The 22,702-nt window shown below is 40.3% G+C and carries 26 protein-coding genes; 7 read left to right on the top strand and 19 right to left on the bottom strand.

Translation table 11 applies throughout. The annotated features are described in order from the left end of the window. Positions 1-206 precede the first annotated feature (206 nt). From glnA to spoVK, 5 genes are all read right to left on the bottom strand, one after another. Positions 207-1,541, bottom strand: coding sequence for a type I glutamate--ammonia ligase (gene glnA, locus KVT11_RS04525; protein ID WP_007499421.1), 1,335 nt, complete (start codon positions 1,539-1,541; stop codon positions 207-209). Between the two features lie 60 nt (positions 1,542-1,601). Then, on the bottom strand, positions 1,602-2,012 hold the full coding sequence (locus tag KVT11_RS04520) for a MerR family transcriptional regulator (protein ID WP_017359029.1): 411 nt from the start codon (positions 2,010-2,012) through the stop codon (positions 1,602-1,604). Between the two features lie 91 nt (positions 2,013-2,103). Then, positions 2,104-3,384 carry a methionine gamma-lyase family protein gene (locus tag KVT11_RS04515; RefSeq protein ID WP_052320360.1) on the bottom strand — a complete coding sequence of 427 codons (1,281 nt, stop codon included), beginning with the start codon at positions 3,382-3,384 and terminating at the stop codon, positions 2,104-2,106. An 18-nt stretch (positions 3,385-3,402) separates the two neighbouring features. After that, positions 3,403-4,665 carry a GTPase HflX gene (gene hflX, locus KVT11_RS04510; protein WP_017359031.1) on the bottom strand — a complete coding sequence of 421 codons (1,263 nt, stop codon included), beginning with the start codon at positions 4,663-4,665 and terminating at the stop codon, positions 3,403-3,405. A 120-nt stretch (positions 4,666-4,785) separates the two neighbouring features. Continuing rightward, entirely contained in the window at positions 4,786-5,745 is a 960-nt protein-coding gene (gene spoVK, locus KVT11_RS04505; protein WP_008344008.1) for a stage V sporulation protein K, read from the bottom strand. Positions 5,746-6,065: 320 nt separating this feature from the next. Here spoVK and KVT11_RS04500 point away from each other — a divergent pair, with 320 nt between their 5' ends. Beyond that, positions 6,066-6,824, top strand: coding sequence for an N-acetylmuramoyl-L-alanine amidase (locus tag KVT11_RS04500; RefSeq protein WP_217608982.1), 759 nt, complete (start codon positions 6,066-6,068; stop codon positions 6,822-6,824). Between the two features lie 55 nt (positions 6,825-6,879). On the opposite strand, the gene KVT11_RS04495 is transcribed toward KVT11_RS04500, so the two are convergent. From KVT11_RS04495 to KVT11_RS04455, 9 genes are all read right to left on the bottom strand, one after another. Next, positions 6,880-7,497: a hypothetical protein gene (locus KVT11_RS04495; RefSeq protein WP_052320357.1), complete on the bottom strand. Its 618-nt coding sequence runs from the start codon at positions 7,495-7,497 to the stop codon at positions 6,880-6,882. 84 nt (positions 7,498-7,581) lie between these two features. Further along, a complete protein-coding gene (gene nrdF, locus KVT11_RS04490) occupies positions 7,582-8,562 on the bottom strand; it encodes a class 1b ribonucleoside-diphosphate reductase subunit beta (RefSeq protein WP_008344010.1) in 981 nt (326 codons plus the stop codon). Positions 8,563-8,579: 17 nt separating this feature from the next. After that, positions 8,580-10,682 (bottom strand): class 1b ribonucleoside-diphosphate reductase subunit alpha, encoded by a 2,103-nt coding sequence (gene nrdE, locus KVT11_RS04485; RefSeq protein WP_019743850.1) that lies wholly within the window; start codon positions 10,680-10,682, stop codon positions 8,580-8,582. Then, complete coding sequence (gene nrdI, locus KVT11_RS04480) at positions 10,642-11,034, bottom strand: class Ib ribonucleoside-diphosphate reductase assembly flavoprotein NrdI (protein ID WP_017359034.1); 393 nt, start codon at positions 11,032-11,034, stop codon at positions 10,642-10,644. The genes nrdE and nrdI overlap by 41 nt, the downstream gene beginning before the upstream one ends. Before the next feature lie 265 nt (positions 11,035-11,299). Beyond that, positions 11,300-11,512 carry a hypothetical protein gene (locus KVT11_RS04475; RefSeq protein WP_003212415.1) on the bottom strand — a complete coding sequence of 71 codons (213 nt, stop codon included), beginning with the start codon at positions 11,510-11,512 and terminating at the stop codon, positions 11,300-11,302. 79 nt (positions 11,513-11,591) lie between these two features. Continuing rightward, entirely contained in the window at positions 11,592-11,924 is a 333-nt protein-coding gene (locus tag KVT11_RS04470) for a YmzC family protein (protein ID WP_025207367.1), read from the bottom strand. A gap of 161 nt (positions 11,925-12,085) precedes the next feature. Further along, complete coding sequence (hfq, locus tag KVT11_RS04465; protein ID WP_003211269.1) at positions 12,086-12,307, bottom strand: RNA chaperone Hfq; 222 nt, start codon at positions 12,305-12,307, stop codon at positions 12,086-12,088. A 25-nt stretch (positions 12,308-12,332) separates the two neighbouring features. Next, entirely contained in the window at positions 12,333-13,283 is a 951-nt protein-coding gene (miaA, locus tag KVT11_RS04460) for a tRNA (adenosine(37)-N6)-dimethylallyltransferase MiaA (RefSeq protein ID WP_039166571.1), read from the bottom strand. Between the two features lie 68 nt (positions 13,284-13,351). Further along, positions 13,352-13,753 (bottom strand): YmaF family protein, encoded by a 402-nt coding sequence (locus tag KVT11_RS04455; RefSeq protein ID WP_007499437.1) that lies wholly within the window; start codon positions 13,751-13,753, stop codon positions 13,352-13,354. A gap of 104 nt (positions 13,754-13,857) precedes the next feature. Between KVT11_RS04455 and KVT11_RS04450 the strand changes: the two genes are divergently transcribed. The 4 genes from KVT11_RS04450 (at position 13,858) to erbB (ending at position 15,471) form a co-directional block, all read left to right on the top strand. After that, complete coding sequence (locus tag KVT11_RS04450) at positions 13,858-14,121, top strand: hypothetical protein (protein ID WP_017359036.1); 264 nt, start codon at positions 13,858-13,860, stop codon at positions 14,119-14,121. Positions 14,122-14,233: 112 nt separating this feature from the next. Beyond that, positions 14,234-14,776, top strand: coding sequence for a TetR/AcrR family transcriptional regulator (locus KVT11_RS04445; protein WP_008344015.1), 543 nt, complete (start codon positions 14,234-14,236; stop codon positions 14,774-14,776). 2 nt (positions 14,777-14,778) lie between these two features. Continuing rightward, on the top strand, positions 14,779-15,096 hold the full coding sequence (erbA, locus tag KVT11_RS04440) for an SMR family multidrug efflux transporter EbrA (protein WP_017367286.1): 318 nt from the start codon (positions 14,779-14,781) through the stop codon (positions 15,094-15,096). 15 nt (positions 15,097-15,111) lie between these two features. Further along, positions 15,112-15,471, top strand: coding sequence for an SMR family multidrug efflux transporter EbrB (gene erbB, locus KVT11_RS04435; protein ID WP_144610106.1), 360 nt, complete (start codon positions 15,112-15,114; stop codon positions 15,469-15,471). Between the two features lie 46 nt (positions 15,472-15,517). Here erbB and KVT11_RS04430 read toward each other — a convergent pair whose 3' ends face one another. Both KVT11_RS04430 and KVT11_RS04425 read right to left on the bottom strand, forming a co-directional pair. Further along, positions 15,518-15,967: an OsmC family protein gene (locus KVT11_RS04430; protein WP_007499445.1), complete on the bottom strand. Its 450-nt coding sequence runs from the start codon at positions 15,965-15,967 to the stop codon at positions 15,518-15,520. 76 nt (positions 15,968-16,043) lie between these two features. Beyond that, positions 16,044-16,778 (bottom strand): poly-gamma-glutamate hydrolase family protein, encoded by a 735-nt coding sequence (locus KVT11_RS04425; RefSeq protein WP_017359039.1) that lies wholly within the window; start codon positions 16,776-16,778, stop codon positions 16,044-16,046. Positions 16,779-17,362: 584 nt separating this feature from the next. Here KVT11_RS04425 and KVT11_RS04420 point away from each other — a divergent pair. Then, positions 17,363-18,688: a S8 family peptidase gene (locus tag KVT11_RS04420; protein WP_017367283.1), complete on the top strand. Its 1,326-nt coding sequence runs from the start codon at positions 17,363-17,365 to the stop codon at positions 18,686-18,688. Between the two features lie 89 nt (positions 18,689-18,777). Here the strand turns inward: KVT11_RS04420 and KVT11_RS04415 are convergent, their stop codons facing one another. The 3 genes from KVT11_RS04415 to KVT11_RS04405 all read right to left on the bottom strand — a co-directional run bounded on the left by KVT11_RS04415 (position 18,778) and on the right by KVT11_RS04405 (position 21,629). After that, complete coding sequence (locus tag KVT11_RS04415) at positions 18,778-19,926, bottom strand: Rap family tetratricopeptide repeat protein (RefSeq protein ID WP_217608981.1); 1,149 nt, start codon at positions 19,924-19,926, stop codon at positions 18,778-18,780. Between the two features lie 164 nt (positions 19,927-20,090). Beyond that, a complete protein-coding gene (locus KVT11_RS04410; RefSeq protein WP_008344021.1) occupies positions 20,091-20,840 on the bottom strand; it encodes a poly-gamma-glutamate hydrolase family protein in 750 nt (249 codons plus the stop codon). Positions 20,841-21,155: 315 nt separating this feature from the next. Beyond that, a complete protein-coding gene (locus tag KVT11_RS04405; protein ID WP_007499456.1) occupies positions 21,156-21,629 on the bottom strand; it encodes a CarD family transcriptional regulator in 474 nt (157 codons plus the stop codon). A 590-nt stretch (positions 21,630-22,219) separates the two neighbouring features. Here KVT11_RS04405 and KVT11_RS04400 point away from each other — a divergent pair. Beyond that, the gene (locus KVT11_RS04400) at positions 22,220-22,621 is read left to right on the top strand and encodes a hypothetical protein (protein ID WP_169476032.1); all 402 of its coding nucleotides are present in this window, start codon (positions 22,220-22,222) and stop codon (positions 22,619-22,621) included. The last annotated feature ends 81 nt before the right edge of the window (positions 22,622-22,702 follow it).

Here is a 22,702-nt window from a genome sequence, read left to right as displayed (position 1 = left end):
TTCGTTGGCTTGGACCTCATACTAGAAAAAATAGACACAGATTCAATGAATAATTATGAAGAGTATATCTCCAAGATAATGGAGTGGTTTTTTATCACTTTTTTGTGGGTGAATGGTGGGTGGTGCCTGCTTCATTTTAAAATATAAGAAACACCCACAAAAACAAAAATCCCCCTGAAGCCAATGGCTCCAAGGGGTTTTCTTTATTAATACTGAGACATATACTGATCGCGTTCCCATGGGTGTACTTGGGTGCGGAACATATCCCATTCGATTTCTTTTGATTCGATGAAGTGCTCGAATAAGTGATCGCCTAGTGCGTTGATCATGACTTCGTTTGACTTGAGCAGCTCAAGTGCTTCTGCAAGTGTTGCAGGTAAGTCAGCGATGCCGTTTTCAAGGCGCTCTTCTTTGTCCATGACATAGATGTTTCTGTCGATTGGCGCTGGTGCGTCTAGTTTGTTTTTGATTCCGTCTAGACCTGCTGCAAGTAATACACTTAGTGCAAGGTATGGGTTTGCAGATGGGTCTACACTGCGTACTTCTACACGTGTGCTAATGCCGCGTGATGCTGGAATACGAATCAATGGGCTGCGGTTTTGTGCACTCCATGCTACGTAGCAAGGTGCTTCATAGCCAGGAACAAGACGTTTGTAAGAGTTCACCGTCGGGTTTGTGACCGCTGTGAAGCTTGTTGCGTGCTTCACAATACCTGCGATAAAGTGTCTAGCTGTCTCGCTTAATTGTAAATCTGCTTTTTCATCAAAGAATGCGTTTTTGCCATTTTTGAATAATGATAGGTTACAGTGCATACCAGATCCGTTTACACCGAACAATGGTTTTGGCATGAATGTCGCATGAAGTCCGTGCTTTCTAGCGATTGTTTTCACAACAAGCTTGAACGTTTGAATGTCATCACAAGAACGGATGGCGCCTGCATATTTGAAATCAATTTCATGCTGACCAGGTGCTACTTCGTGGTGAGAAGCTTCAATTTCAAAGCCCATTTCTTCAAGCTCAAGCACGATGTCACGGCGGCAGTTTTCACCTAAATCTGTTGGTGCAAGGTCAAAGTATCCACCTTTATCGTTTAGTTCGAGCGTTGGCTCGCCTTTTTCGTCTAATTTAAATAAGAAGAATTCTGGCTCAGGTCCAAGGTTGAAATCACTAAATCCTAGTTCTTCCATTTCCTTTAAGATACGCTTTAAGTTGTTACGAGGGTCTCCATCAAATGGTGTTCCGTCTGGCTTATAAATGTCACAAATAAAGCGTGCCACTTTACCTTTTTCTGCTGTCCAAGGGAAAATAACAAACGTGTTTAGATCTGGATATAGGTACATATCTGATTCTTCGATACGTACAAACCCTTCAATAGATGAACCATCAAACATACATTTGTTATCGAGAGCTTTTTCTAACTGGCTCACAGGAATCTCAACATTTTTAATTGTTCCGAGAATGTCTGTAAATTGCAGACGGATGTACTTTACGTTTTCCTCATTTACTAATTTTACGATATCTTCTCTTGTGTACTTTGCCATTTCGTAAAACTCCTCCCCTACAAAAGGTAAAATGTGTATAGCAATGCTTTTGCTAATTGGTTAACGGAAGAACCTTGACATATCCCCCTGCCTAAAGGTCGTTCCTTGTTGGAAACGTCCAGCCTGAATGAGTTCCTTCTTCAGTAGCTTCCTGAGTTCATCATCTGTCAAGTTGTGCTTCGCTGTGGTTTTCTCCTCTGTCTTTATTTCAGACGATGGATTTTCAGCCTCAGCTTTGGCAAAAAGTTTTTTGATTCCTGCCATGTTTACACCTTGTTCGATGAGGTTTTTGATTTCTAGTAATTTATCAACATCATGGAAAGAAAATAATCGGCGATTCCCATCACTTCTCGCTGGAAATACTAAACCATTTTCCTCATAATAGCGAATTTGTCTTGCAGATAATTCAGTTAGCTGCATGACAATCCCAATTGGGAATAAAGGCATTGAGCGGCGAATGTTATCACTCATCTCAACTGTCTCCTCCTCTTTGCTTAAATTTATTATATGTCATGTTATATTATGTGTCAACGAAATGTTAGGAATATTAACATGGATTTTTTTATCGAGCAGGCACTTCAATAAAACCTTGCTCTAATAAGGCATCTACAGCACTGCAAATGGCATTTTTCACATGGGCGTACGTGAGACCGCCCTGAACATAGGCTGTGTAAGGCGGTCTAATCGGACCATCAGCTGATAATTCAATGCTGGCTCCTTGGACAAATGTGCCCGCTGCCATAATCACATCGTCCTCGTATCCCGGCATATAGCTCGCATGCGGTGTGACATGACTGTTAATCGGTGATGCATATTGAATGGCCTGACAAAATGCAATCATTTTTTTAGGGTCTCCAAATTCTACAGATTGAATCAAGTCGGTTCTTTTCGCATTCCACGACGGGTTTGTTTGGAACCCGAGTTTTTCAAGAAAACGCGCTGTAAACACGGCGCCTTTTAAACTTTGTGCAACAACATGCGGTGCTAAGAAAAATCCTTGATACATTTCCTGGAGCGCATACAGCGATGCACCCGCTTCACTGCCGATGCCTGGAGATGTCATTCGATAAGAGCAAGCTTCTACCCATTTTTCTTTTCCGACGATGTAGCCGCCCGTTTTGGCAAGGCCGCCGCCTGGGTTTTTAATGAGAGAACCTGCCATCAGGTCTGCGCCCACATGACACGGCTCTTGTAATTCAGTAAATTCACCATAACAGTTGTCAACAAACACAATGATGTCCTCATTGATGTCTTTCACAAATGAAATCATTTGTTCAATTTCTTCTATTGTAAAGGATGGTCTTGACGCATAGCCTTTAGAACGCTGAATCCCGATGACTTTTGTTTTGGGAGAAATAGATTCTTTGACTTTGTCGAAATCGACAGATCCATCTTGACGCAAATCAATGGCTTTGTAATCGATCTGAAAATCTTTTAATGAGCCTGTCCCTTTTTTGCCGCGAATCCCAACAATCTCTTCTAGGGTATCGTAAGGTTTCCCCGTCATGTAGATCAATTCATCACCAGGTCTTAGCACACCGAATAAGGCGATGGAAATGGCATGTGTTCCAGAAATGATCTGCGGGCGTACAAGACCGCTTTCCCCTCCAAATACATCCGCATAGATATTTTCTAACGTGTCTCTTCCCATATCATCGTAGCCATAACCAGTTGTCGGGTTAAAATGAGAGTCGCTGACTTTATGTTTCCGGTAGCTTTCAAGAACCCGCCACTCATTTTGTTCGCTCTTTCGATCAATTTGCTGATGTATTTGTGAAATGTCTTGTTCTGCTTCTGCTGCTATTTTTTCTAAAATGGTGCCATGTTTTAAAGTGTGAAACATCGTGATTTAATTCCTTTCCTACAACATATACTTCTTGATTTGTCCTAATATGGTTTGCTCTTCACCACTAAATCCAGTGATGTCATAAAGCTCTGCTTCCTTTTGAAATTCCAGTGATTCCACCAAGGTTTCTGACTTTAAGGCAGATATGAGTTTCCCTTCATATGCCGGAATCCTTACATGATATGGCTTTAAAAAATCTTTTTTCAGTTCAGCCATGATATCCGCTTTTAACCGCTTCACATCTTCCTCGCGCCTAGCACTGATTAAAATGTGGCGCTGCTTTGAGGAAGGGATAAAATCCGGCCGGATTTGGTCTTTTTTGTTATAGACAGTCAGCATCGGAATACGGTCAGCTTCTAATTCTTCTAAAAGCTTATGAACCGTTCGTTCATGCCCTTCATAATCCTCATTCGAAGAATCGATCACATGAAGCAAATAGTCTGCTTCTTTTACTTCTTCAAGAGTGGAACGAAATGCTGCAATCAGTGTGGTTGGAAGGTCTTGAATAAAACCAACTGTATCGGAAATCAGTACACTGTAGCCAGATTCAAGTGTCATTTTACGCGTCATTGGGTCAAGTGTGGCAAACAGCAAATCTTCTTCATGGCTATCCGCTTCTGTTAACTGGTTAAACAATGTTGATTTCCCGGCATTTGTGTACCCGACAATAGCGATTTGGAATACGCCATTTTTCTTCCGTCGTTCCCGGTATCTCGTGCGATGTTCTTTGACTGCAGATAGTTGTCCGTGAATTTCGTGTATGCGGTTTCGAATATGACGTCTGTCTGTCTCAAGTTTTGTTTCACCTGGACCTCTTGCGCCAATTCCACCGCCTTGTCTTGAAAGGCTGATCCCTTGTCCACTTAGCCTCGGCAAGGCATACTGAAGCTGGGCAAGCTCTATTTGCAGCTTCCCCTCTCTTGTACGGGCTCTTTTGGCAAAGATGTCTAGAATCAATTGCGTACGGTCAATGATTTTCACATCTAAGGCAGTCGCCAAAGCTTTTAACTGGCTAGGCGAAAGCTCGTCGTTAAAAATAATAACGTCACAGTCTAACTCGTCGCAAAGCACTTCAAGCTCTTCCACTTTCCCTTTCCCGATGTAAGTCGCGCTGTCTTGTCTATTTCTTTTTTGCGTCATGATGCTGACAGCTTCACCGCCAGCTGTTTTGGTTAAGGAAGCTAATTCTTCCATAGAATATTGAAAGCGTTCATCCGTTATATGCGGCAGTTGACAGCCGACAAGGATCGCTTTTTCTATCATTTCATGTTCATTCAACGTCAGTTGTTTCCTTTCTGTACTTAAGTTTCAGTAGTACCATCATACCAAACACACCACACGTATACCACCATTCGGAAGGTTTAATTTCTTGTCTCTTTACAAAAAGGATACGCCATTTCAAGAAGGCGTATCCTCTTTCATTTGCAGATCATGGCTTTTAATCGTAAGTAAGTCTTTTTTATCATAATGATCCACAAGAAGCAGCCTCATCGCCTGAGTTCGAATCGCTTTTTCAATGGTGTTTCGCACAAAACGGCCGTTGCTGAATTTGGCAGGACTCGTTGTGCTCTTGATGTGCATTAAATAGTCTCGCAGTTTCCATTCTGCCTCTTGAGTAAAGACATATTCCCGATCGGCCATCATTCGTTTTGCAATATCCATCAGCTGATCGACTGTATAATCAGGGAAGTTGATATTAATCGGAAATCTCGATTGCAGACCAGGGTTTAGAGAAAGAAAATGATCCATTTCCTTGGAGTATCCAGCTAAGATGAGGATGAATTCATGCTGCTTATCCTCCATATGTTTTACAAGGGTATCAATGGCTTCTTTCCCAAAATCTTTCTCTCCTCCGCGGGCAAGAGAATAGGCTTCATCGATGAACAAAATGCCGCCTAGTGATTTTTTAATCAAATCTCTTGTTTTTTGAGCTGTATGTCCAATGTACTCTCCAACCAGATCTCCTCGTTCCGCCTCAATTAAGTGCCCTTTTGAAAGAACATTCATTTCAAAGAAAAGCTTCCCGACAAGCCGTGCAACCGTTGTTTTCCCTGTGCCAGGATTTCCTTTAAACATCATATGAAGCGCTTGCTTTCCTACCTTTAATCCTTGTTCTTGTCTTTTTTGATTGACAAAAATCCAAGCATAAATTTCTTTTATGTTTCGTTTCATTTCATCCATCCCGACAAGGCTGTTCATTTCTCGTTCTATTTCTCGTAAGATGCTGTGTTTGGCCTCATTTTTTTGCAAGGCCTCTAAGTATTCTGCCTCTGAATCTGCATCAACCAATACTTGCTTCTGTCCATTAAGTATAATGTTGATTTGGCCGTTATTTTTATATGTGACAGCTCGCTCCAACGTATTCACCTCTCGCTCTTCTCTCTTTAATCTATTCGGGTGGAGCTGTAATCGTGACAATCGCCCGCACTAGCATCAGTTTACTGTCAAAATGACCCGAGATACCGGTTATTGTAGGGGATTGTGCGGTTTCCCAGGAAATGATGTGCTATTTCCATTGTATTCATCCATTTCGGGCGGACAAACCAACAATTTGTTTTTTCTTAGAAAAATGACGCTTTTTCATCATAAATTGTGCAGAAAAGAGTCTCGATGATTTCCGCATTTTGTACAGGCAATTTTTCTATTTCCTCATAAAATAAAGACGAGGTGATGAATAGATGGTGAAAATTTTTATTGATCCTGGCCACGGAGGAACAGATTCTGGAGCTGCTGCTAATGGACTTTTGGAGAAAAATATCACACTGCAAATTGCGCTTTTTCTGAGGGATATGTTGATTAGTGAATATGATGGGGTTTCCGTCCGCTTAAGTCGTTCAATTGACCAATCCGTCACGTTATCCCAGCGCACGAATGCGGCAAACAGCTGGGGAGCTGACTATTTCGTGTCTATTCATATTAATGCTGGCGGAGGCACAGGTTTTGAAAGTTATGTGTACCCTGGCGTTTCAGCACCAACCACCACGTATCGCAATGCCCTTCATGATGAGATTGTCCGCTCCGTTGATTTTGCCGACCGCGGCAAGAAAACGGCGAACTTCCACGTTCTGCGGGAAACTTCTATGTCTGCCATTTTAACTGAAAACGGTTTCATTGATACGGTAGCTGATGCAAATAAGCTCCGTAACGCTACTTTCCTTCAAGGGATCGCTCGTGCTCATGCCACTGGATTAGAAAAAGCCCTTCAATTGAAAAAAAAAGCAAGTAACCTATATAAAGTGCAAGCAGGGGCTTTCAAGGTCAAAGCCAATGCGGATGAACTAGCAGCTACACTCAGATCCAAAGGATTTGAAGCGCTGGTCGTACTGGATAGCGGCATGTACCGAGTCCAAGCTGGCGCTTTCCGTTCAAAGCAAAATGCAGATGACCTCGTCGCTCGATTAAAGAAGGCCGGTCACGACGCATTCGTTTTTCAATAATCTAAAAAACAAACCGGCTCAAGTCATCTTTAGAGCCGGTTTGTTGTCTATCCAATTATGCTAAAATGTTCACGACAAATTGAGACCATGTTTCAAGACGATCGAAGTACTCAGGCTTTTTCAAATCTGTTACTTTCATCCATTTGCCTGAGATTTGATCTGTTTCTTTTACTTCTACATGAGCACCCGGCGATAATTCAAGGGCTGATAACAGTCCGATGTGCACACGGCCGACACTATTGTCATCATCATTAATGAGTCCAAGGGTTTTCATCTCAAGTTTGTCTTCTTTTTGAATCGAAAGTTCCTCGTCCAGTTCACGATCGGTATTTTCTTTTAGAATTTCAGCAAATTTTTTTCCTTCAATGAAATTCATATGACCGCCAAAGCCAAGAGATAACTTATGATGTAAGCGAGTCTCTCCCCCACCTTGAAGTCTTTCATATACATACACTTCGTCCTCACGCTTAATGACAACATATGGAATTGGCTGCTTAAAGTCAGGATTTTCTTCTGCATCGCCTCTTCGCATTTGCTCGAAGTGCTCTTCAATTTCTTTCATAATGGTGTTGATTGTTTTCTCTTCACTATTCACACCATTAAACGCAAGTGTTTCGTTTTGGAACACGCGTGCGCGAGGTGCAACTAAAATGATTTCGTCCATTTTTCCCATGTTCGGTAACCTCCAGTATGTAACACATTGTTAGAAATGGCAAAAAGCCAAAACGAGTGATGCGTTTTGACTTTTACGCTTTCCTTATGATTCATCTCCAAAGAAGAAATCATCATCTTTTAACGGCTCAACTGTTGCCTTTTTGTAGCCGTTCCCTTTCATTGAGAAGAAGTCATGTGACTTTGTTTTTGTATTGAGTCCGTTCAATACAATTGGGTTGATCTCTTCTTCTTCAAAGTAAGGGGCAAATCCAAGGTTCATTAACGCTTTATTGGCATTGTAACGAATGAACTTTTTCACATCATGCGATAAATTGACTTGGTCATAAATATCCTCAGTGTAATGAAGTTCATTTTCATAAAGCTCATTAAGCAGATCGATAGAGAAATCATAAAGCTCTTTTTGCACGTCAGGTGTTTGTTTGTTGTAAATTTCTTGTGCTAACAATCCAACATACACACCGTGAATCGCTTCATCGCGCAAAATCAAGTTAATGATTTCACCACTTTGCATGAGCTTTCCTTGACCGTAGAAATATAGCGGGTAGTAAAAGCCGCTATAGAATAGGAAGCTTTCTAAATACACTGAAGCAACCATTGCTTTAAATAAGGAAATCGGGTCATCCTTTTGAATGGAACGGTACAGACCTACAATCATATCTGCTTTCTTTTGCAAGAATTTATTTTTCTTGACCCATTCAAATACTTCACTAATCGTTTCAGTCGGTGCAAGCGTCATGAAGATATTTGAGTATGATTTTGCATGCACGGCATTTTCCATCATGGCCATAAAGTTTAACACGGCTTTACGCTGATGACCGTCCACATGTTCAGCCACTATCGGCATTCCTGTATTTCCTTGTTCTGTATCAAGTAACGTCAGTCCAGCCAGTACCTTCATGTACGTATCTCGCTCTTCTTCACCTAAATATTTCCATGTTAAGAGATCCCCGTTTAAGGAAATCTCTTCTGGAAGCCAGAATTGCTTGACGTTTTGGTTGTAAAACATTTGTGTAAAATCATCTTCGTGTTTTGACCAGTTGGCTGCATCATAAATTTTTGTCACGTTAAACTCTCCTTTAATCAAACAACACAAGAAAGACAGCCTTCCTGCCCTGTATCCTTCGTTCTTGCATAATAAAGTGTCTTAATGCCTTTATGGTGTGCATAAAGATCGATGCGGTTTAAGTCACGCGTTGTCATCGTATCTTTTAGGAATAATGTAAAGCTAATTCCTTGATCGACGTGCTGCTGAATGGTTGCGATCATATCGACTACTTTAAACATGTCCATATCGTATGCTTCTTTATAGAAGAACCAGTTTTGCGCTGAAAGTCCTGGCATTGGATAATACGTTTTGCTGTTTCCGTATGTTCTTTCTTCGATACGTTCCATAATTGGCATTACAGAAGCTGTTGCCGATTGAACATACGAAATAGAACCTGTTGGCGCAATACATAATCGATAGCTATGGTACATGCCATTTTCCGCTACAAAGTCTTTGAGTGCTGCCCAGTCTTCTTTTGTTGGAATGTGCATGCCTTCAAATAGCGCAGCTGCTTTTTCTGTTTTTGGAGTGAAATCATTTTCTACGTATTTATTGAAGTACTCACCTGTTGCATAACCAGAGCCCTCATAACGGTGGAATGTTTCCCCTTTTTCTTTTGCAAGCTCACTTGAACGCTTAATGGAGTAATAGTTCACCATCATAAAGAACGTATTAGCGAAATCTCTTGCTTCTTCACTTTCATAAGCGATTTGGTTTTGAGCTAAATACCCGTGAAGGTTCATCGCACCAAGTCCAATCGACTTCATCGCTTTGTTCGCTTTTCTAACAGCTGGTGCATTGCGGATATCTGTTGTTTCAGACACAAGTGTAAGTGAGTCCGTTGCAAGCTTGACTGTTTTTTCAATGGATTTGTTTTTCATCACGTTCATGATATTTAAAGAACCAAGGTTACAAGAAATATCAAGTCCGATCTCATCATCTTGATCATAGTCCGTGTAAGAAGAGACTTCTGAAGCTTGAAGTACTTCTGAGCAAAGGTTTGAGAATTTCACACGTGAAATATGGTTCAGAGCGTGCTCTCTATTCACATTATCTTGGAACATGATATATGGATAGCCTGATTCTGAGCGCAGAACAGCTAATTTTTCAAGAAGTTTTCTCGGGTTGACTTTTTCTTTTTTGACTTTCGGGTTTTCTACAAGCTCGTCATACATTTCTTCCATATCCATCTCATCAAGATGCTGTCCATAAGTTTTATAAACTGTATGAGGATAGAATGTGTAAGCTGTTTTATCTTCTCTAGCAAGCTCGATAAATTTATCTGGGATGACGACACCGATCGAAAGTGTTTTCACACGAACATCTTCATCCGCAGAGATTTTTTTCGTATCTAAGAAATCATTAATATCTCTGTGGAAAATATTCAGGTACGCACTTCCTGAACCTTGTCTTTGTCCCATTTGATCTGCATATCGGAATGCATTATCAAGAAGTTTCATGACGCCTACGACACCTTTGGTCGCATTTTCAACATCTTTGATCGCTTCACCTTTCGCACGAAGCTTTGAAAGGTTCAAGCTGACGCCGCCGCCTAATTTAGAAAGCTGCATGGAAATATCAATGGCTCTTGAAATATCGTTTAATGAGTCATTCACTTCAAGCAAGAAGCAGCTCACCAGCTCACCACGTCTTTTACGGCCTGCGTTTAAGAATGTTGGTGTACTTGGCTGATACTCTTGGTTGATCATCAGTTCCACAAACTCAAGTGCTTTCTTTTTGTCTCCGCCCGCAAAGAAAAGAGCCACAACTGAAATGCGGTCTTCATAGCGTTCAAGGATTTTCTTTTTGTCATTTGTTTTCAGTGCATAGTCATTGTAAAACTTAAACGCACTCATAAATGATGGGAATCTAAATTTCTTGGCATATGCAGCTTCAAATACTTCTTTAATATCTGACATGCTATATTGTCTTAAAAATTCTTCTTCATAGTAGTCGTTTTCTATTAAGTAATCAATCTTCTCTTCTAGATTATGAAAGAAGACCGTGTTTTGATTAATATAATCTACGAAATAACTATGTACAGCTTCTTTGTCCTTGTCGAACTGAAACTTTCCTTCTTTTTGAATCATAATCTCGTTATTTAATTGTATCCACTTTGGAACCTGATTTTGTGACAATTCTTTCTACCTCCTGTGTAAACAATTCAACATCCCTTTTTGTTCCGCTTAGTTCAAAGGTGTGCAAAATAGGAACTTGATATTGTTTAGAAATCGTATCGGCGCTTTTGGCAAAGTTATCTCCCCACACTTTGTTCCCACTCACCGCTACACCTAGTAAAAGGTGCGCATTTTTCTCTAAAAATGACTGAGTGGTACCAGGGACTTGTCCAAATCCTGTCGTAAAGGTGACGAGAATAAACGGCGTATCCAAAAACTCTTCTCCAGTCAATTTTCGTTTGTCTGTAAAAGGGGTCTTGTCCAAAAAGCGTTGAACATTTCCTGTTTTTGAATCAAATACGATTTGAATCAATTCCATCACGACCTAGTTTTTAGTATTGTTGATCATTTCGTTATTCACTATATATAGTATACTATGTTTTTTCAAAACACAACATATAGATGTTCGAAACGAAAAAAATCAACCAACCCGGCCGAACATTCATAGCCGAACTCGTACGTTCAAATAAATAGAGCAGAGCAGGTTCTAAAAATAGACTGCCCTACTCCCTATTCAACTGAAACCGAAATCTATCATAACACGAAAAAAAATCGCTTAGTAGACTAGACTTTTTGTTTTATTTTTTGTAGGCGTCGCACTGTAAATCTTCTGACACTTCTGTTATTTCCACTTCAACACCTAATTCTTTCAGCACCGCTTCAAGCGCAGAGACGATCGAGGCTTCTCTTACTAACTCTTTCCCGTTTACAGAAACGCTTGTTCCATATTCGAAACAGGAGTCATCTTCACAAGTTTGTTCCCAATGATTAATTTTAATTTTGTGTGTCATGAACTCATCCTTTTCTGTCTAGATGTCTGATGCATGTTTATAGTGTAGCGACTTCACATTCATTTGTAAATTTACGTGCTTACTCTTCATCAAAGTCTTCACTATCACCATCATCTTCATCCCATTCATCTATGTACTTTGTCGTAATGAGCGTCAGCTCTCCTTCTTTTTCATCAAACCGGTATACATGTACTTCATCATCTTTTACAACAGCAATGTGATTATTTTTTAGCGCAACAGATGATGGTAAAAGACCATCAACATGGCTCCCATCATGCTCACCAGAATGGTTATGCCAACTTTCTTGTCTCGTTTCGATGTTCGAGATGGCGCATGATCCAAATAAGACAACGATTCCAATCAAAAGAAGGATCACTCGAATCCTTCTCAATTCAAGCTCTGCATTTTCCATATAAATCCCCTCACCTTTTAAATGACCAATAAGGATTTATACGCAACTTGGACAGAAAAGTTTCATGGCATGCAAAATAGCCCCTCTGCACTGACAAAAAACGTAGCGGGTTTCGGCCGGTTTATTCGCAGCTGCATGGGGCTATTGGTGAAAACGGGTGTTTATTCTAATTCAAGATTTACATTTTTTTGAGGTGCAAATGTTGAAATCGCATGTTTATAAATAAGCTGCTGCTTCCCTTCTGTCTCAAGCAGCACCGTGAAATTGTCAAATCCCTTTACTTGACCGCGAAGCTGAAAGCCATTCAGTAAAAATACTGTGACAAATGTATTGTCTTTGCGGATCTGATTCAAAAATTGGTCCTGAATATTAATCGGTTTCATGTTTCGTCCTCCTTGATTCTGATAACTACAGTTTCGCTTTAAGTCCAAGCTTTCCTGCTATATATGCGAAAATTTCCTCTTTTTTGTCCGAAAAGTGGCAAGGTGGTGTCATATCAAACCAGGTGACATCCATTTTATTACGGAACCACGTAAACTGACGCTTCGCATATCTGCGGGAATTTTGTTTTAATTGCTGGATGGCTTCATCAAGTGAGCAGTCGCCTTGAAAATAGGCATACAACTCTTTATAACCGATCGCTTGAACAGACTGACAATCTTTCAAACCAGATTGATAAAGTGCGCTCACTTCTTCAATTAAGCCTTCATCTAACATCATATCAATTCTTTGATGAATGCGCTCGTACAAAAGCTCTCGGTCCATTTTCAGCCCAATGAAGGCAGTGTCATAAAGAGGAACTTCTTGATGCCCGTTTTGCATATCAGACATTTTCTGACCTGTTGTATGGATGATTTCAAGCGCTCTGATCACGCGGCGGACGTTATTCGGATGAATCGCTTTTGCAGCGTCAGGATCGGCTTCTTTTAGCTTTTCATACAGCTTGATCGGTCCATGCTGCTGCTTAAACAGCGTCATCTCTTCTCTAAAAGCAGGATCACTTTTCTCATCAGTAAACGTGTAATCATATAAAACAGACTGAATATATAGCCCAGTTCCACCAACAATCATGGGCGTTTTTCCTCTCGCAGCAATCTCTTTGATTTTTAAGCGGACAAGCTGCTGAAATTCAGCTGTAGAAAACGATTCATCCGGTTGTTTAATATCGATTAAATGGTGCGGAACGCCATTCATTTCTTCAGGGGTGATTTTCGCTGTGCCAATATCCATCCCTTTATAGATCTGCATGGAATCCCCGCTGATAATTTCTCCATTAAATGCTTTCGCTATATCAATGCTCAGCTTTGTTTTTCCGACAGCCGTCGGACCTACTAATACAATCACTGGTTGTTTTTTCATAACATCACTCTCTTTTACAAACTGCCTACAGTATAGCATAACTTCTCTTTCTCTCCTATATCCTCCCGTCACCAGCCAAGTGGTTCATTCCCGACCACTTCATATGTCTTTCCTTTTAAACGGTGCTTATGCGTTGGCCTTTCTTCATCTGGACTGTAAACGACTCCCCCGTATGGAATCGGGACAGAGTCGGTATAGGCAGAAAACGTGACTTCCTCAATTTCATGGTAGTGCGTCCCGTCCACTCTTGGGATAGCAGGTCCAGTGACGCCATAATATCTATGAAAATGCCCTCTTTCAAATGACGTGATCCCCCGGTAATAATGAGTATGTCTGTCGGTACTGCTTCCATTCACAGGCTGAGAAATACCTTCTATTAAATGATAATGTTCTTCGGTTACATCCGTTCGCGCTTTATAAGCATGTGCATGAGGTGGACATTTAGCCCAATCAGACGGATACAGGCCCATTTTTTACATTCCTCCTTATTTTAGGCATTCACCCAAACACAAGTGGGCCACTCGAATACACTGATGTCAGTTACAGTGATTTTATGTGAAAGGAGTCTTTTTTTATGAATTATTTTGACGCACCGTTTGTTCAAGATGAGATGAGAAGACCTTTTGGATTTGGACGCCCTGGATTTGGTTTTGGAAGACCTGGGTTTGGTTTTGGGCGCCCTGGTTTTGGCTATGGGAGACCTGGATTTTTTGGACCGCCATTTTTAGGTGGTTTTGCTGGAGGGCTTCTAGCTGGGTCGCTTCTTGCTCCAGGATATGGCTATGGTTATCCTTATCCACCGCCATACCCGCCATATGGACCATACCCTTATTATTAAATATGACGATTTAGTGAAAACATCCTCTTATAAAATGAATCGATTGACACATTTGTTTTTCATAGGTTAACATTTACTTTACCGACCGTTCAGTAAAGTAGGTGTTTTTTTTATGTCTAAAACGAAAAAAGAACAAATTTTTGAGGCAGCAGCTCACACCATTCTAAAAGAAGGATTGAGTCAGCTCACCCTTCAGCAGGTGGCAGAACATGCAAATATGACCAAAGCCGGGCTACTGTATCATTTTTCGAGCAAGGAAGACCTGATCCAGCAAATGAATGAGCATGCGGTTGCCTCTTTTCGTCAGCAGCTTGACACGTATCAGGAAACATACAAAAACGAAAAGGCGCCTTATGTACGTGCCTATATATTGGCCACATTAAATGATCTTGATAGGCAAAACACCACACAGCTATGTACAAGTATGCTGGCAACCATGTCATTTGATGAAGCGTTATTAAATCCTTGGCGTCATTTTTATGCGGAATTTAAAGAAAAAGCAGCCGAGGAAATCAATGACCCTGCACTTAGCCAATTGATCCGTCTTGCCTGTGATGGCATATGGTTTTCAGAAATGTTTCAGCTTGAACCATTGAATCGAGAGGAAAAAACCCTTTTACTTCATCGGATTTTACACATTTTAGAGGAGGGATGATGATGATCCTCGGATATCTTTTTTTGGCTATCGCCATTTTTTCAGAAGCGATTGGGGCAGCGATGCTGAAACTATCAAATGGTTTCACACGCTTTAAACCTAGCGCTGTCGTTGTCGCTGGCTATACACTTGCTTTTTACATGCTGTCATTGACCCTAAATATCATTCCACTTAGCATGTCTTACGCCACATGGTCTGGGGTAGGTACCGTCCTCACGGCTTTTTTTGGCGTGCTCTTTTTCAAAGAAACCTTGAACCGTCAAGCACTTATTGGAATGGCAATGCTTGTTTCAGGGGTCGTACTATTAAATATGTCTTAAAGGATGTGAAGTGATATGAAAGGAATGCTTTATTTAACAGGAGCCATTTTGACAGAGGTTTTTGGCAGTACGATGCTGAAGCTTTCGCAAGGTTTTACACAGGTGCTGCCGAGTATGGGGGTCCTGATCGGATTTGGGTGCGCCTTTACCTTTCTCAGTTTGGCACTCAAAACAATTGAGCTGTCATCTGCATATGCCACTTGGTCTGGGGTCGGTACAGCACTTACTGCTCTTGTGGGCCTCGTGCTATTTAACGAAACCATTCATATGAAAGGATTCATTGGTCTTGCACTTGTCATATGCGGCGTCATTGTCTTAAATCAATCCAAAAAACAAAAGAAAGAATCATTCGATCAAACCGAATGGACGTCATAAAAAAAGTCATTTTCTCCATTAATCAAGAGAAAATGACTTTTTTGTCTTAATGACCCGCTTTGATGGTTTCTTCTAAAGAAATATGGACATTCCCTTGCACAGCTCTAGAGATCATACATGAGCTTTCAGCTTTATGTGCAAGCTTACGAGCTCGTTCTATGTCCTGTGCAGTAGCAGACTCTTTGAGAATGATGACAGGACGGTGAATGATTTTCTCATATGTAAACACACCGTTTGTCACATCGACAACTGCCTCAGAGCTCATCGATAAATCCTCTTTCTCTAATTGACTCCGCTCCATCATGGCTGCAAGTGTAATGATATAACATGTGGCTGCTGCACCTAGGAGCATCTCATCTGGATTTGTTCCGATACCCGGTCCATCCATTTCTTTTGGAATGGAAATCTTCGTCTTTAACTGTTCACATTCGATTGTCCCCACATCGTTACGCAGACCAGGCCAGCTTGCCTGAAGATGAAAATGATGACGCGCCATATCTGTCTCTCCTTTTGTTATCACTTTTTATAGTGTAACAAGAATTCACCTTGCTGTCTTAAGATGTGCACCATCCTTACGTATATTCTTCATCCAGCACCGTGCGAATCGCCCTGACATACCGGTAGAACGTCTCGTTTTTTGTACTCGATCGATACCGAAAATCGAAACTGTCAAATAACGCTTCCCGTTGACTTCTACTAATCTCAAGCTGTACACTTTGCCCTGTTTTTGTAAGATTATTAATATTATGATTGCTCGTTCCGCTTAGGGTTGCGTGTGCAACTGCAAGTTCAGCAGAAAAACCGTTGCGCTCTAATGAGTTCACAATTTTTTCAGCACGGTCATAGTCTGTTCCGCCAACAAGGGTGTGGTCAATTCCCGGCTCCCCTTTATATCCATGAACAGCTAATACATAATCATGTGCTTTTGCCTGTGCGACTCCGATTGGTTCATCGAAGTTTGTACTTGTAATATGAAGTTCTGATGCATTTTCTCTAAAACCTTCAAATAAGTACGTAGAAAAATCGTTATCAAAAAAATGGACAATCTCACTAACGCCGCCTTCGATTCTCCCGCCATGAGGCGACATCACTAGAAGACGGCTGCCGGGCACTGGATTGGATGTGATTTGATAATGATCTGTTGATTCATTCTCTTCCAGTTCTTTAAAATTGCGATACATATCATTTGAACCGCTTTCGTCTTCTCCACCTGATGACACTGGCTCATCATGTTCCTGTGCTTGCATGGTATAATAGACGCCCCATCCGATGACAAGCAGGAGAAGCAAAGCAAAAAACTTCTTCATTCCCGTTCTCCTTTAACAGATTTCTAAGCCGTTTCTATGATTAATATTGAATCATCATTTCTTTTCATTTTTTCCACATTTTCTCTTCAAATTTGATCATAACACTCTAGATCATGAGATTCCTCAAAAATAAGATAATTGCATTTATATACACAGAAACGCCTTTCCTGATTGAAAACAGAGTTAGAATAGTATGACAAACAAATGAAGTTATGTTTAAAATGACCTAGTCCTACCCAGTCTGTTTTCTTTAATTCGTCTTTTTTTTATGCGAATTTGATTTTTTTCATCTGGAATGAATCACATTTGTATGAGCATTGACCCTGTCTAGAACCCCCCTTTTTTCTGCAGAATCCTCTGTTTTACTGGTTCTCTAAGAAGAACTCTCCCACCTATCATCGGCAGTTTTAATATGATTTCCACCTTTTTCTATTATTTTACAAAATGTAAGCGCTTTTCTTTTTAAAGGGAATGAGTCAGCCGCCAATATGAACAAAAGAAGGGACAAGAATCCGAACAAAGATGCTGTCATGTTCATAACGTAAGAGTGTACGAGAATGGATAGCTAGAATGGAGGGCATCACATGTTTGGATTTTCCATGGTACAAATGGTCAGAACACATGCTAGTAAATTGGATCAGCCTTTAAGAGAGACCGTCCTTCACCTCTATAAGCCTTTTAAGTGGACGCCTTGTTTTCTTCATCGTTTTTTTGAAGGAAGGTTAAAGAAGAGCAAGAAGCTTCGGGTCATCATTGAATTTAAAGAAGATGCAGTCGAAGCAGGTATTCAAAGCACAAAGCAGCTAATGAAAAAAAGCAGAAAAACAAACATCAAAAAACATTTTTCACATATTAACTGCTGCGCAGCTGATCTTACCCCTGCTGCTTTAGAGGAACTCTTAGCAAATGGGGAGCATATTCGCAAAATATATTTAGACAGACAGGTACATGCACTGCTGGATGTGGCGACACAATCAAGTCATGCGGATGAAGTCGTTCGAAATGGCACAACCTTAACCGGTGAAGGCATTACGGTAGCGGTCGTTGACACAGGCATATACCCACATGAGGACTTAGATGGAAGAATTCGCGACTTTGTAGATTTAGTCAAACAAAAAACGAAACCTTACGATGATAACGGTCATGGAACGCATTGCGCTGGGGATGTGGCTGGAGACGGAGCTGCCTCAGACGGCTTATACAAAGGACCCGCTCCAAAAGCCAATATCATTGGGGTAAAAGTGTTAAATAAACAAGGCGCTGGATCACTTTCTACTATTATAGAAGGTGTTGAATGGTGCATACAGTTCAACGAAGACCATCCTGATGATCCAATTCACATTATCAGTATGTCGCTAGGCGGCGATGCGCAGCGTTATGATGACGAACAAGACGATCCGATGGTGCGCGCTGTCAATGCAGCTTGGGATCAAGGGATTGTTGTATGCGTTGCTGCTGGGAACTCCGGTCCTAACAGTCAAACAATCGCAAGCCCTGCCGTGAGTCAAAAAGTCATTACGGTCGGAGCCTATGATGATCGAAATACGCCAGAATCAAGTGACGATGTCGTGGCACCATTTTCGAGCAGAGGTCCAACGGTCTACGGTGAAACAAAGCCCGACCTCCTCGCACCAGGAGTCAATATCGTCTCTCTTAGATCACCAAGATCATTCCTAGATAAACTAGATAAATCAAGTAGAGTCGATGATGATTATACGACGTTATCTGGCACTTCGATGGCGACACCCATTTGTGCCGGTATCTGCGCACTATTATTAGAGCATTCACCAGATTTAACACCTGATGAAGTCAAAGCCTTATTAAAAGAAAATACAAGCAAGTGGTCTGGAGAGGACCCAATGATTTACGGAGCAGGTGCCATCGACGCAGAAAAAGCCATCCAAGAATAAATAAAAAAGCCCTTTACGTTTTTCGTAAAGGGTGTTGTTTTGTCTGTTTTTATGTGTGAAGTCTTTCTTCTACTTGAGCAGCTGACATGTTATGCTTCGTTCTCATACATCTCATCTCCTTTTTGAATGTGCGTACGCGCTTCGATCACAATTTCAAAAAAAGTGGAAGATTCCTTGTACATGTCGCGTTCCTTATAATAATTAGCCGCATCAAGTGCCAATTCCTCTAAATCAGCAAACATTTTTTTGTTTCGTAGTCCCAAAAGGGCTGATCTCAATTGTTCAGAGCTGTCTGTTTCTATATAGAGTGCCTGTAAAAATTGGAATTTCAATTGATAAATTTCATCTCCCAATATAGATGCCTGATTCATGCCTTCCTTTATAGCCTCACTCGCTCGCTCCATATCTTCGAGTTTAAAACAAGTAAGAGCCAGTGAAAACAATGATTTGATCATCGTTGCAGCTTGATCTTTTTGATAAAGTGAAATGGCTTGTTCAAAGAAGACCGTCGCTGTATGGTAGGTTCCCATACTATAATGACAAGTTCCTAAGTTATTGAGGGCCATCGCCTTAAAATAAGATGTGCATTCTTTTCTTTCCATTGATTCACACACTTTTAAAGCTTTTTCTAAATAAGGGAGCGCTTTTTGATGCTGACTTACATCAATCCAATTACCTGCCATCACAAAATCGCATTGAATGCTTCTTTTTCCATAAAGCTGATGTTTCTTATAGATGTCTCTCGCTTTTTTCGCATAATGCATAGAAAAATAGGTTTGTTTCATATGATAGTATACTTCAGCAATTTTATAATAAAATTCCGCTTTTTCGATCTCATCTGTCACTAAGATCAGCTGATGTTCCGCATGCTTATAATAGGAAATGGCTTCGATATACCGGTGCTGGGTAAATGCATACATTCCATGGAAAAAATGAAAGTAATAGCCCAATAAACCCGTCATCTCATCTTCTGCCTCTTCAATTTCTTTTGGAAAAGAAACCGCTTGAAGCGATTCATTCCCTGCATGGACTGGCGTTAAGTGCTGAAGCATCATTTGATGGCGAAAATCCATGAGAGAATAATAGAGTAATAAATCTTGATCTTCTTCCATCTCATGAATGTCTTCTTCAACAAGGCGCTTCATATCGTTTGCCTGATCAACTTCAAATTTGCAAATATGTGTGTACCATTGATTGATTTTTACACCTACTTCGGAAGATGGTATTTTGTGTGCCATCCACTTCAGCCCCATTCTATCATATCAAACTGATAACTATTATTTTACATAATTTATGATTTTAAGGCAAATTGTCATTTATTTCATATTTTATGTTGATTTTGCACATTTCTATCTTTTTTACCAAGTTTAAAGAGAGTACTTTTGCCCATCAAAACATTTTTCTACGAAGAAGGGTCGAATTCTCTAAGCACTTCTTTTAAACCACTGACATAGCGACTAAATGCTTTTTTCTTTCCTTTTCTCGTATCAAAGTTGTCAAAAAAGGCTTTTCTCTGCGCCGTACTAATTTCTAACTGGACACTTTCTCCACTTGCATTTTGATTATTAATGTTGTTTGGATCCGTTCCAGAGAGGCGCTCGCCTTTTTGCACGAGCTCTGCGGAGAAGCCCCGGTCTTTTAGTTCTCGCACAACCGCTTCTTGCATTTTTTCGTTTGTCCCACCCACAAGTGTATGTCTTCTATCACTTTTATAGCCGTGGATAGATATAGAAAAGGGATATGTTTTAATCATTTGAACCAAAATCGGTTCATCGAATTTTGTACTAGTGATATGCAAGTCACGATTGTTGTCTTGTTTTGTCCCTTCAAATAAATACGTGGAGTACTTCTTTTCAAATGCTTCTACAATTTCACTTGTTCCTGGTTCAATTTCGCCGCCGTGAGGAGAAAAGACAAGTAAGTCACTTCCCCCTTTTTCGTGAAACTCTATCTCATAGCCGTCTCTTTCATGCCGTATAAGCTGTTTAAAACTTTCATATTGATCCCCTTTTTTTCGCTCTTTCTTATACTTTTCTACTTCTTCATGATGTTGTTTTTGCTCTTTATTTTCTTGGATAGAATGGCTGCATTTCACCATTAAAAGAGCACACAGGATGAGAAAGATGAATCCACTTATGAGTAGTCTTTTCATTTCACAGCTCCTTTTCATTCTCTTCGATGTCATCTTATCGCATTATTTTACTATCAATCGCTAAAAGAATACAAAGAATGTCCGGCTCCTTTTCATGAATCAGGAGAACTTACCTGTTTTTTTATGTTGCCCTAGGTATTTTCGGCTTCTTTAAAACGGTTCTTGTCCAAGTAAAAACTAAATCCTATGACCTCATTTTAGTTTTAGTCAAAAACACCTACAAAATTGGGAATTTTCATCTTTTTTTCAAATAAAAAAGCTGTAAACAAAAGGAATATCTCCTTCTGTTTACAGCCAGTCTCTGTATATCCAGCATTAAACTCTTAATTCATTCTCTAATGCTGTCAGCACTTCATCTTGCGACATGCCTTGTGCAAGTGAAATTTCGCTCACTAACATGCCCCGTGCATCTTCAAGCATCTTCTTTTCACTAGAATTTAAGGCTTTTTTCTGATTACGTCTCATCAGATCTTTGACAACGTCTGCGCCATCTTCAATCGAACCTGTTTTTAGCTTTTTCAGATTTTCATCATATCTTTGCTTCCAAGTAAGCGTGTCGTCGTTTGTTTCTTCTGCAAAATTGTTCATCACAACTTTCAGCGTAGCTTGATCAGCTACCGGACGTATACCTAGTTGATTGATTCTGCCTTTTGGGACCATCATCTGCATATTCGGCATTTGAATCAGAAAATATTCCTGCGTCTTACCTAAAATCTCTTTTTCTTCCATTCCTTCAATCACACCGGCTCCATGCATTGGATAAACAATTTTATCACCTATTTGAAACAAATCCGCCACCTCCGAAAGTATTCACAATATCATTATAACACATTTCAGCAGAGGATAAAAATTTATATTTTATCATGTTAATTTAGCACTAGTCAATTCTTTTTATTTGAGTTTTTAAAGAATTAGCCTTTTTTTACAAAAGGAGCGCCACCATCCAGTCCTCGTACACCTTTCTTGCATATACTAGCATTGAGTCACATTTAGGAGGGATGACAATGTGCAAATGCAAGAGCAAACATTCCCACTCAAAATGCTATAAAAAGCATGACGATCATCACCATATGGATCCGTGTGAAAAAAAGAAGTTTTATCATAAAAAAGATGATTGGTTTGAGAGCGATTTTTGGGATACTTCAAGAAGCTACGATCCCCATTATTTTCCTAAAAGTGTCTGCAGCAGATGTAAGAAGCGTCGCAGAAAAAGACATAGCTTCTCATTTTAGTGTTTGACGCTACACCTGCTTTTTGTTTTCCCGGCTGAAAAGCCGGTTTTTTTGTTACATGTCGTTCTTTTCTTTCATATGGATAGGCTCATGAAACAGGTGCAGTTCATAAGATATGGCAACCTGAAAAAAAGGATGAGATACAAAATGAACAATATGAATAACCAAACCAACCATTACCATCAAGGAAATCCCTATCACACGTTTGAAAATGTGTATACAGCCAATCATGAGCATATGATCGCACCAAACATGCATGACCCTATGAATATGCCAAATCATTATCATACCGGTAAAAAAGATGCTTATAGCGGACACCACCCGCATCATCATTCAGCCTATTCTCCTTTTACGAAGCAGTATGATCCCTATTCAAATGTACAGATGAACGATCACCATCACTTCGGTCACTACGGCGGTTATGGTATGGCTCCCCACCAGCCATACGGCTATCATGATATGCAAATGATGATGCCGGCAAATCATCATATGACAGGAAATGCTTACGGAATGAACCAACCAAATGCATTCCTACCCCGTTATTACTAAAAAACAAGCAAAATAAGGGTATAAAATACCATTTAATGACATATAGGAATATGGTAACCTTATAGGTAAATAATGGATGTA

The organism is Bacillus sp. GbtcB10 (genome assembly GCF_019091365.1).
In the GTDB taxonomy this organism is placed as follows: Bacteria; Bacillota; Bacilli; order Bacillales; family Bacillaceae; genus Bacillus; species Bacillus altitudinis.
This window is presented reverse-complemented; position numbering and strand designations above follow the sequence as displayed.

Excerpts from the sequence above, each read along its gene's own strand:
- KVT11_RS04455 (WP_007499437.1), bottom strand. The coding sequence starts at position 13,753 with ATGGGCCTGTATCCGTCTGATTGGGCTAAATGTCCACCTCATGCACAT.
- KVT11_RS04515 (WP_052320360.1), bottom strand. The coding sequence starts at position 3,384 with ATGTTTCACACTTTAAAACATGGCACCATTTTAGAAAAAATAGCAGCA.
- KVT11_RS04425 (WP_017359039.1), bottom strand. The coding sequence starts at position 16,778 with ATGAAGAAGTTTTTTGCTTTGCTTCTCCTGCTTGTCATCGGATGGGGC.
- KVT11_RS04445 (WP_008344015.1), top strand. The coding sequence starts at position 14,234 with ATGTCTAAAACGAAAAAAGAACAAATTTTTGAGGCAGCAGCTCACACC.
- KVT11_RS04470 (WP_025207367.1), bottom strand. The coding sequence starts at position 11,924 with ATGGAAAATGCAGAGCTTGAATTGAGAAGGATTCGAGTGATCCTTCTT.
- KVT11_RS04430 (WP_007499445.1), bottom strand. The coding sequence starts at position 15,967 with ATGGCGCGTCATCATTTTCATCTTCAGGCAAGCTGGCCTGGTCTGCGT.
- KVT11_RS04495 (WP_052320357.1), bottom strand. The coding sequence starts at position 7,497 with ATGGGAAAAATGGACGAAATCATTTTAGTTGCACCTCGCGCACGCGTG.
- KVT11_RS04410 (WP_008344021.1), bottom strand. The coding sequence starts at position 20,840 with ATGAAAAGACTACTCATAAGTGGATTCATCTTTCTCATCCTGTGTGCT.
- KVT11_RS04520 (WP_017359029.1), bottom strand. The coding sequence starts at position 2,012 with ATGAGTGATAACATTCGCCGCTCAATGCCTTTATTCCCAATTGGGATT.
- miaA (WP_039166571.1), bottom strand. The coding sequence starts at position 13,283 with ATGAAAAAACAACCAGTGATTGTATTAGTAGGTCCGACGGCTGTCGGA.
- erbB (WP_144610106.1), top strand. The coding sequence starts at position 15,112 with ATGAAAGGAATGCTTTATTTAACAGGAGCCATTTTGACAGAGGTTTTT.
- KVT11_RS04420 (WP_017367283.1), top strand. The coding sequence starts at position 17,363 with ATGTTTGGATTTTCCATGGTACAAATGGTCAGAACACATGCTAGTAAA.
- KVT11_RS04400 (WP_169476032.1), top strand. The coding sequence starts at position 22,220 with ATGAACAATATGAATAACCAAACCAACCATTACCATCAAGGAAATCCC.
- hfq (WP_003211269.1), bottom strand. The coding sequence starts at position 12,307 with ATGAAACCGATTAATATTCAGGACCAATTTTTGAATCAGATCCGCAAA.
- KVT11_RS04475 (WP_003212415.1), bottom strand. The coding sequence starts at position 11,512 with ATGACACACAAAATTAAAATTAATCATTGGGAACAAACTTGTGAAGAT.
- KVT11_RS04500 (WP_217608982.1), top strand. The coding sequence starts at position 6,066 with ATGGTGAAAATTTTTATTGATCCTGGCCACGGAGGAACAGATTCTGGA.
- erbA (WP_017367286.1), top strand. The coding sequence starts at position 14,779 with ATGATCCTCGGATATCTTTTTTTGGCTATCGCCATTTTTTCAGAAGCG.
- KVT11_RS04415 (WP_217608981.1), bottom strand. The coding sequence starts at position 19,926 with ATGGCACACAAAATACCATCTTCCGAAGTAGGTGTAAAAATCAATCAA.
- glnA (WP_007499421.1), bottom strand. The coding sequence starts at position 1,541 with ATGGCAAAGTACACAAGAGAAGATATCGTAAAATTAGTAAATGAGGAA.
- KVT11_RS04450 (WP_017359036.1), top strand. The coding sequence starts at position 13,858 with ATGAATTATTTTGACGCACCGTTTGTTCAAGATGAGATGAGAAGACCT.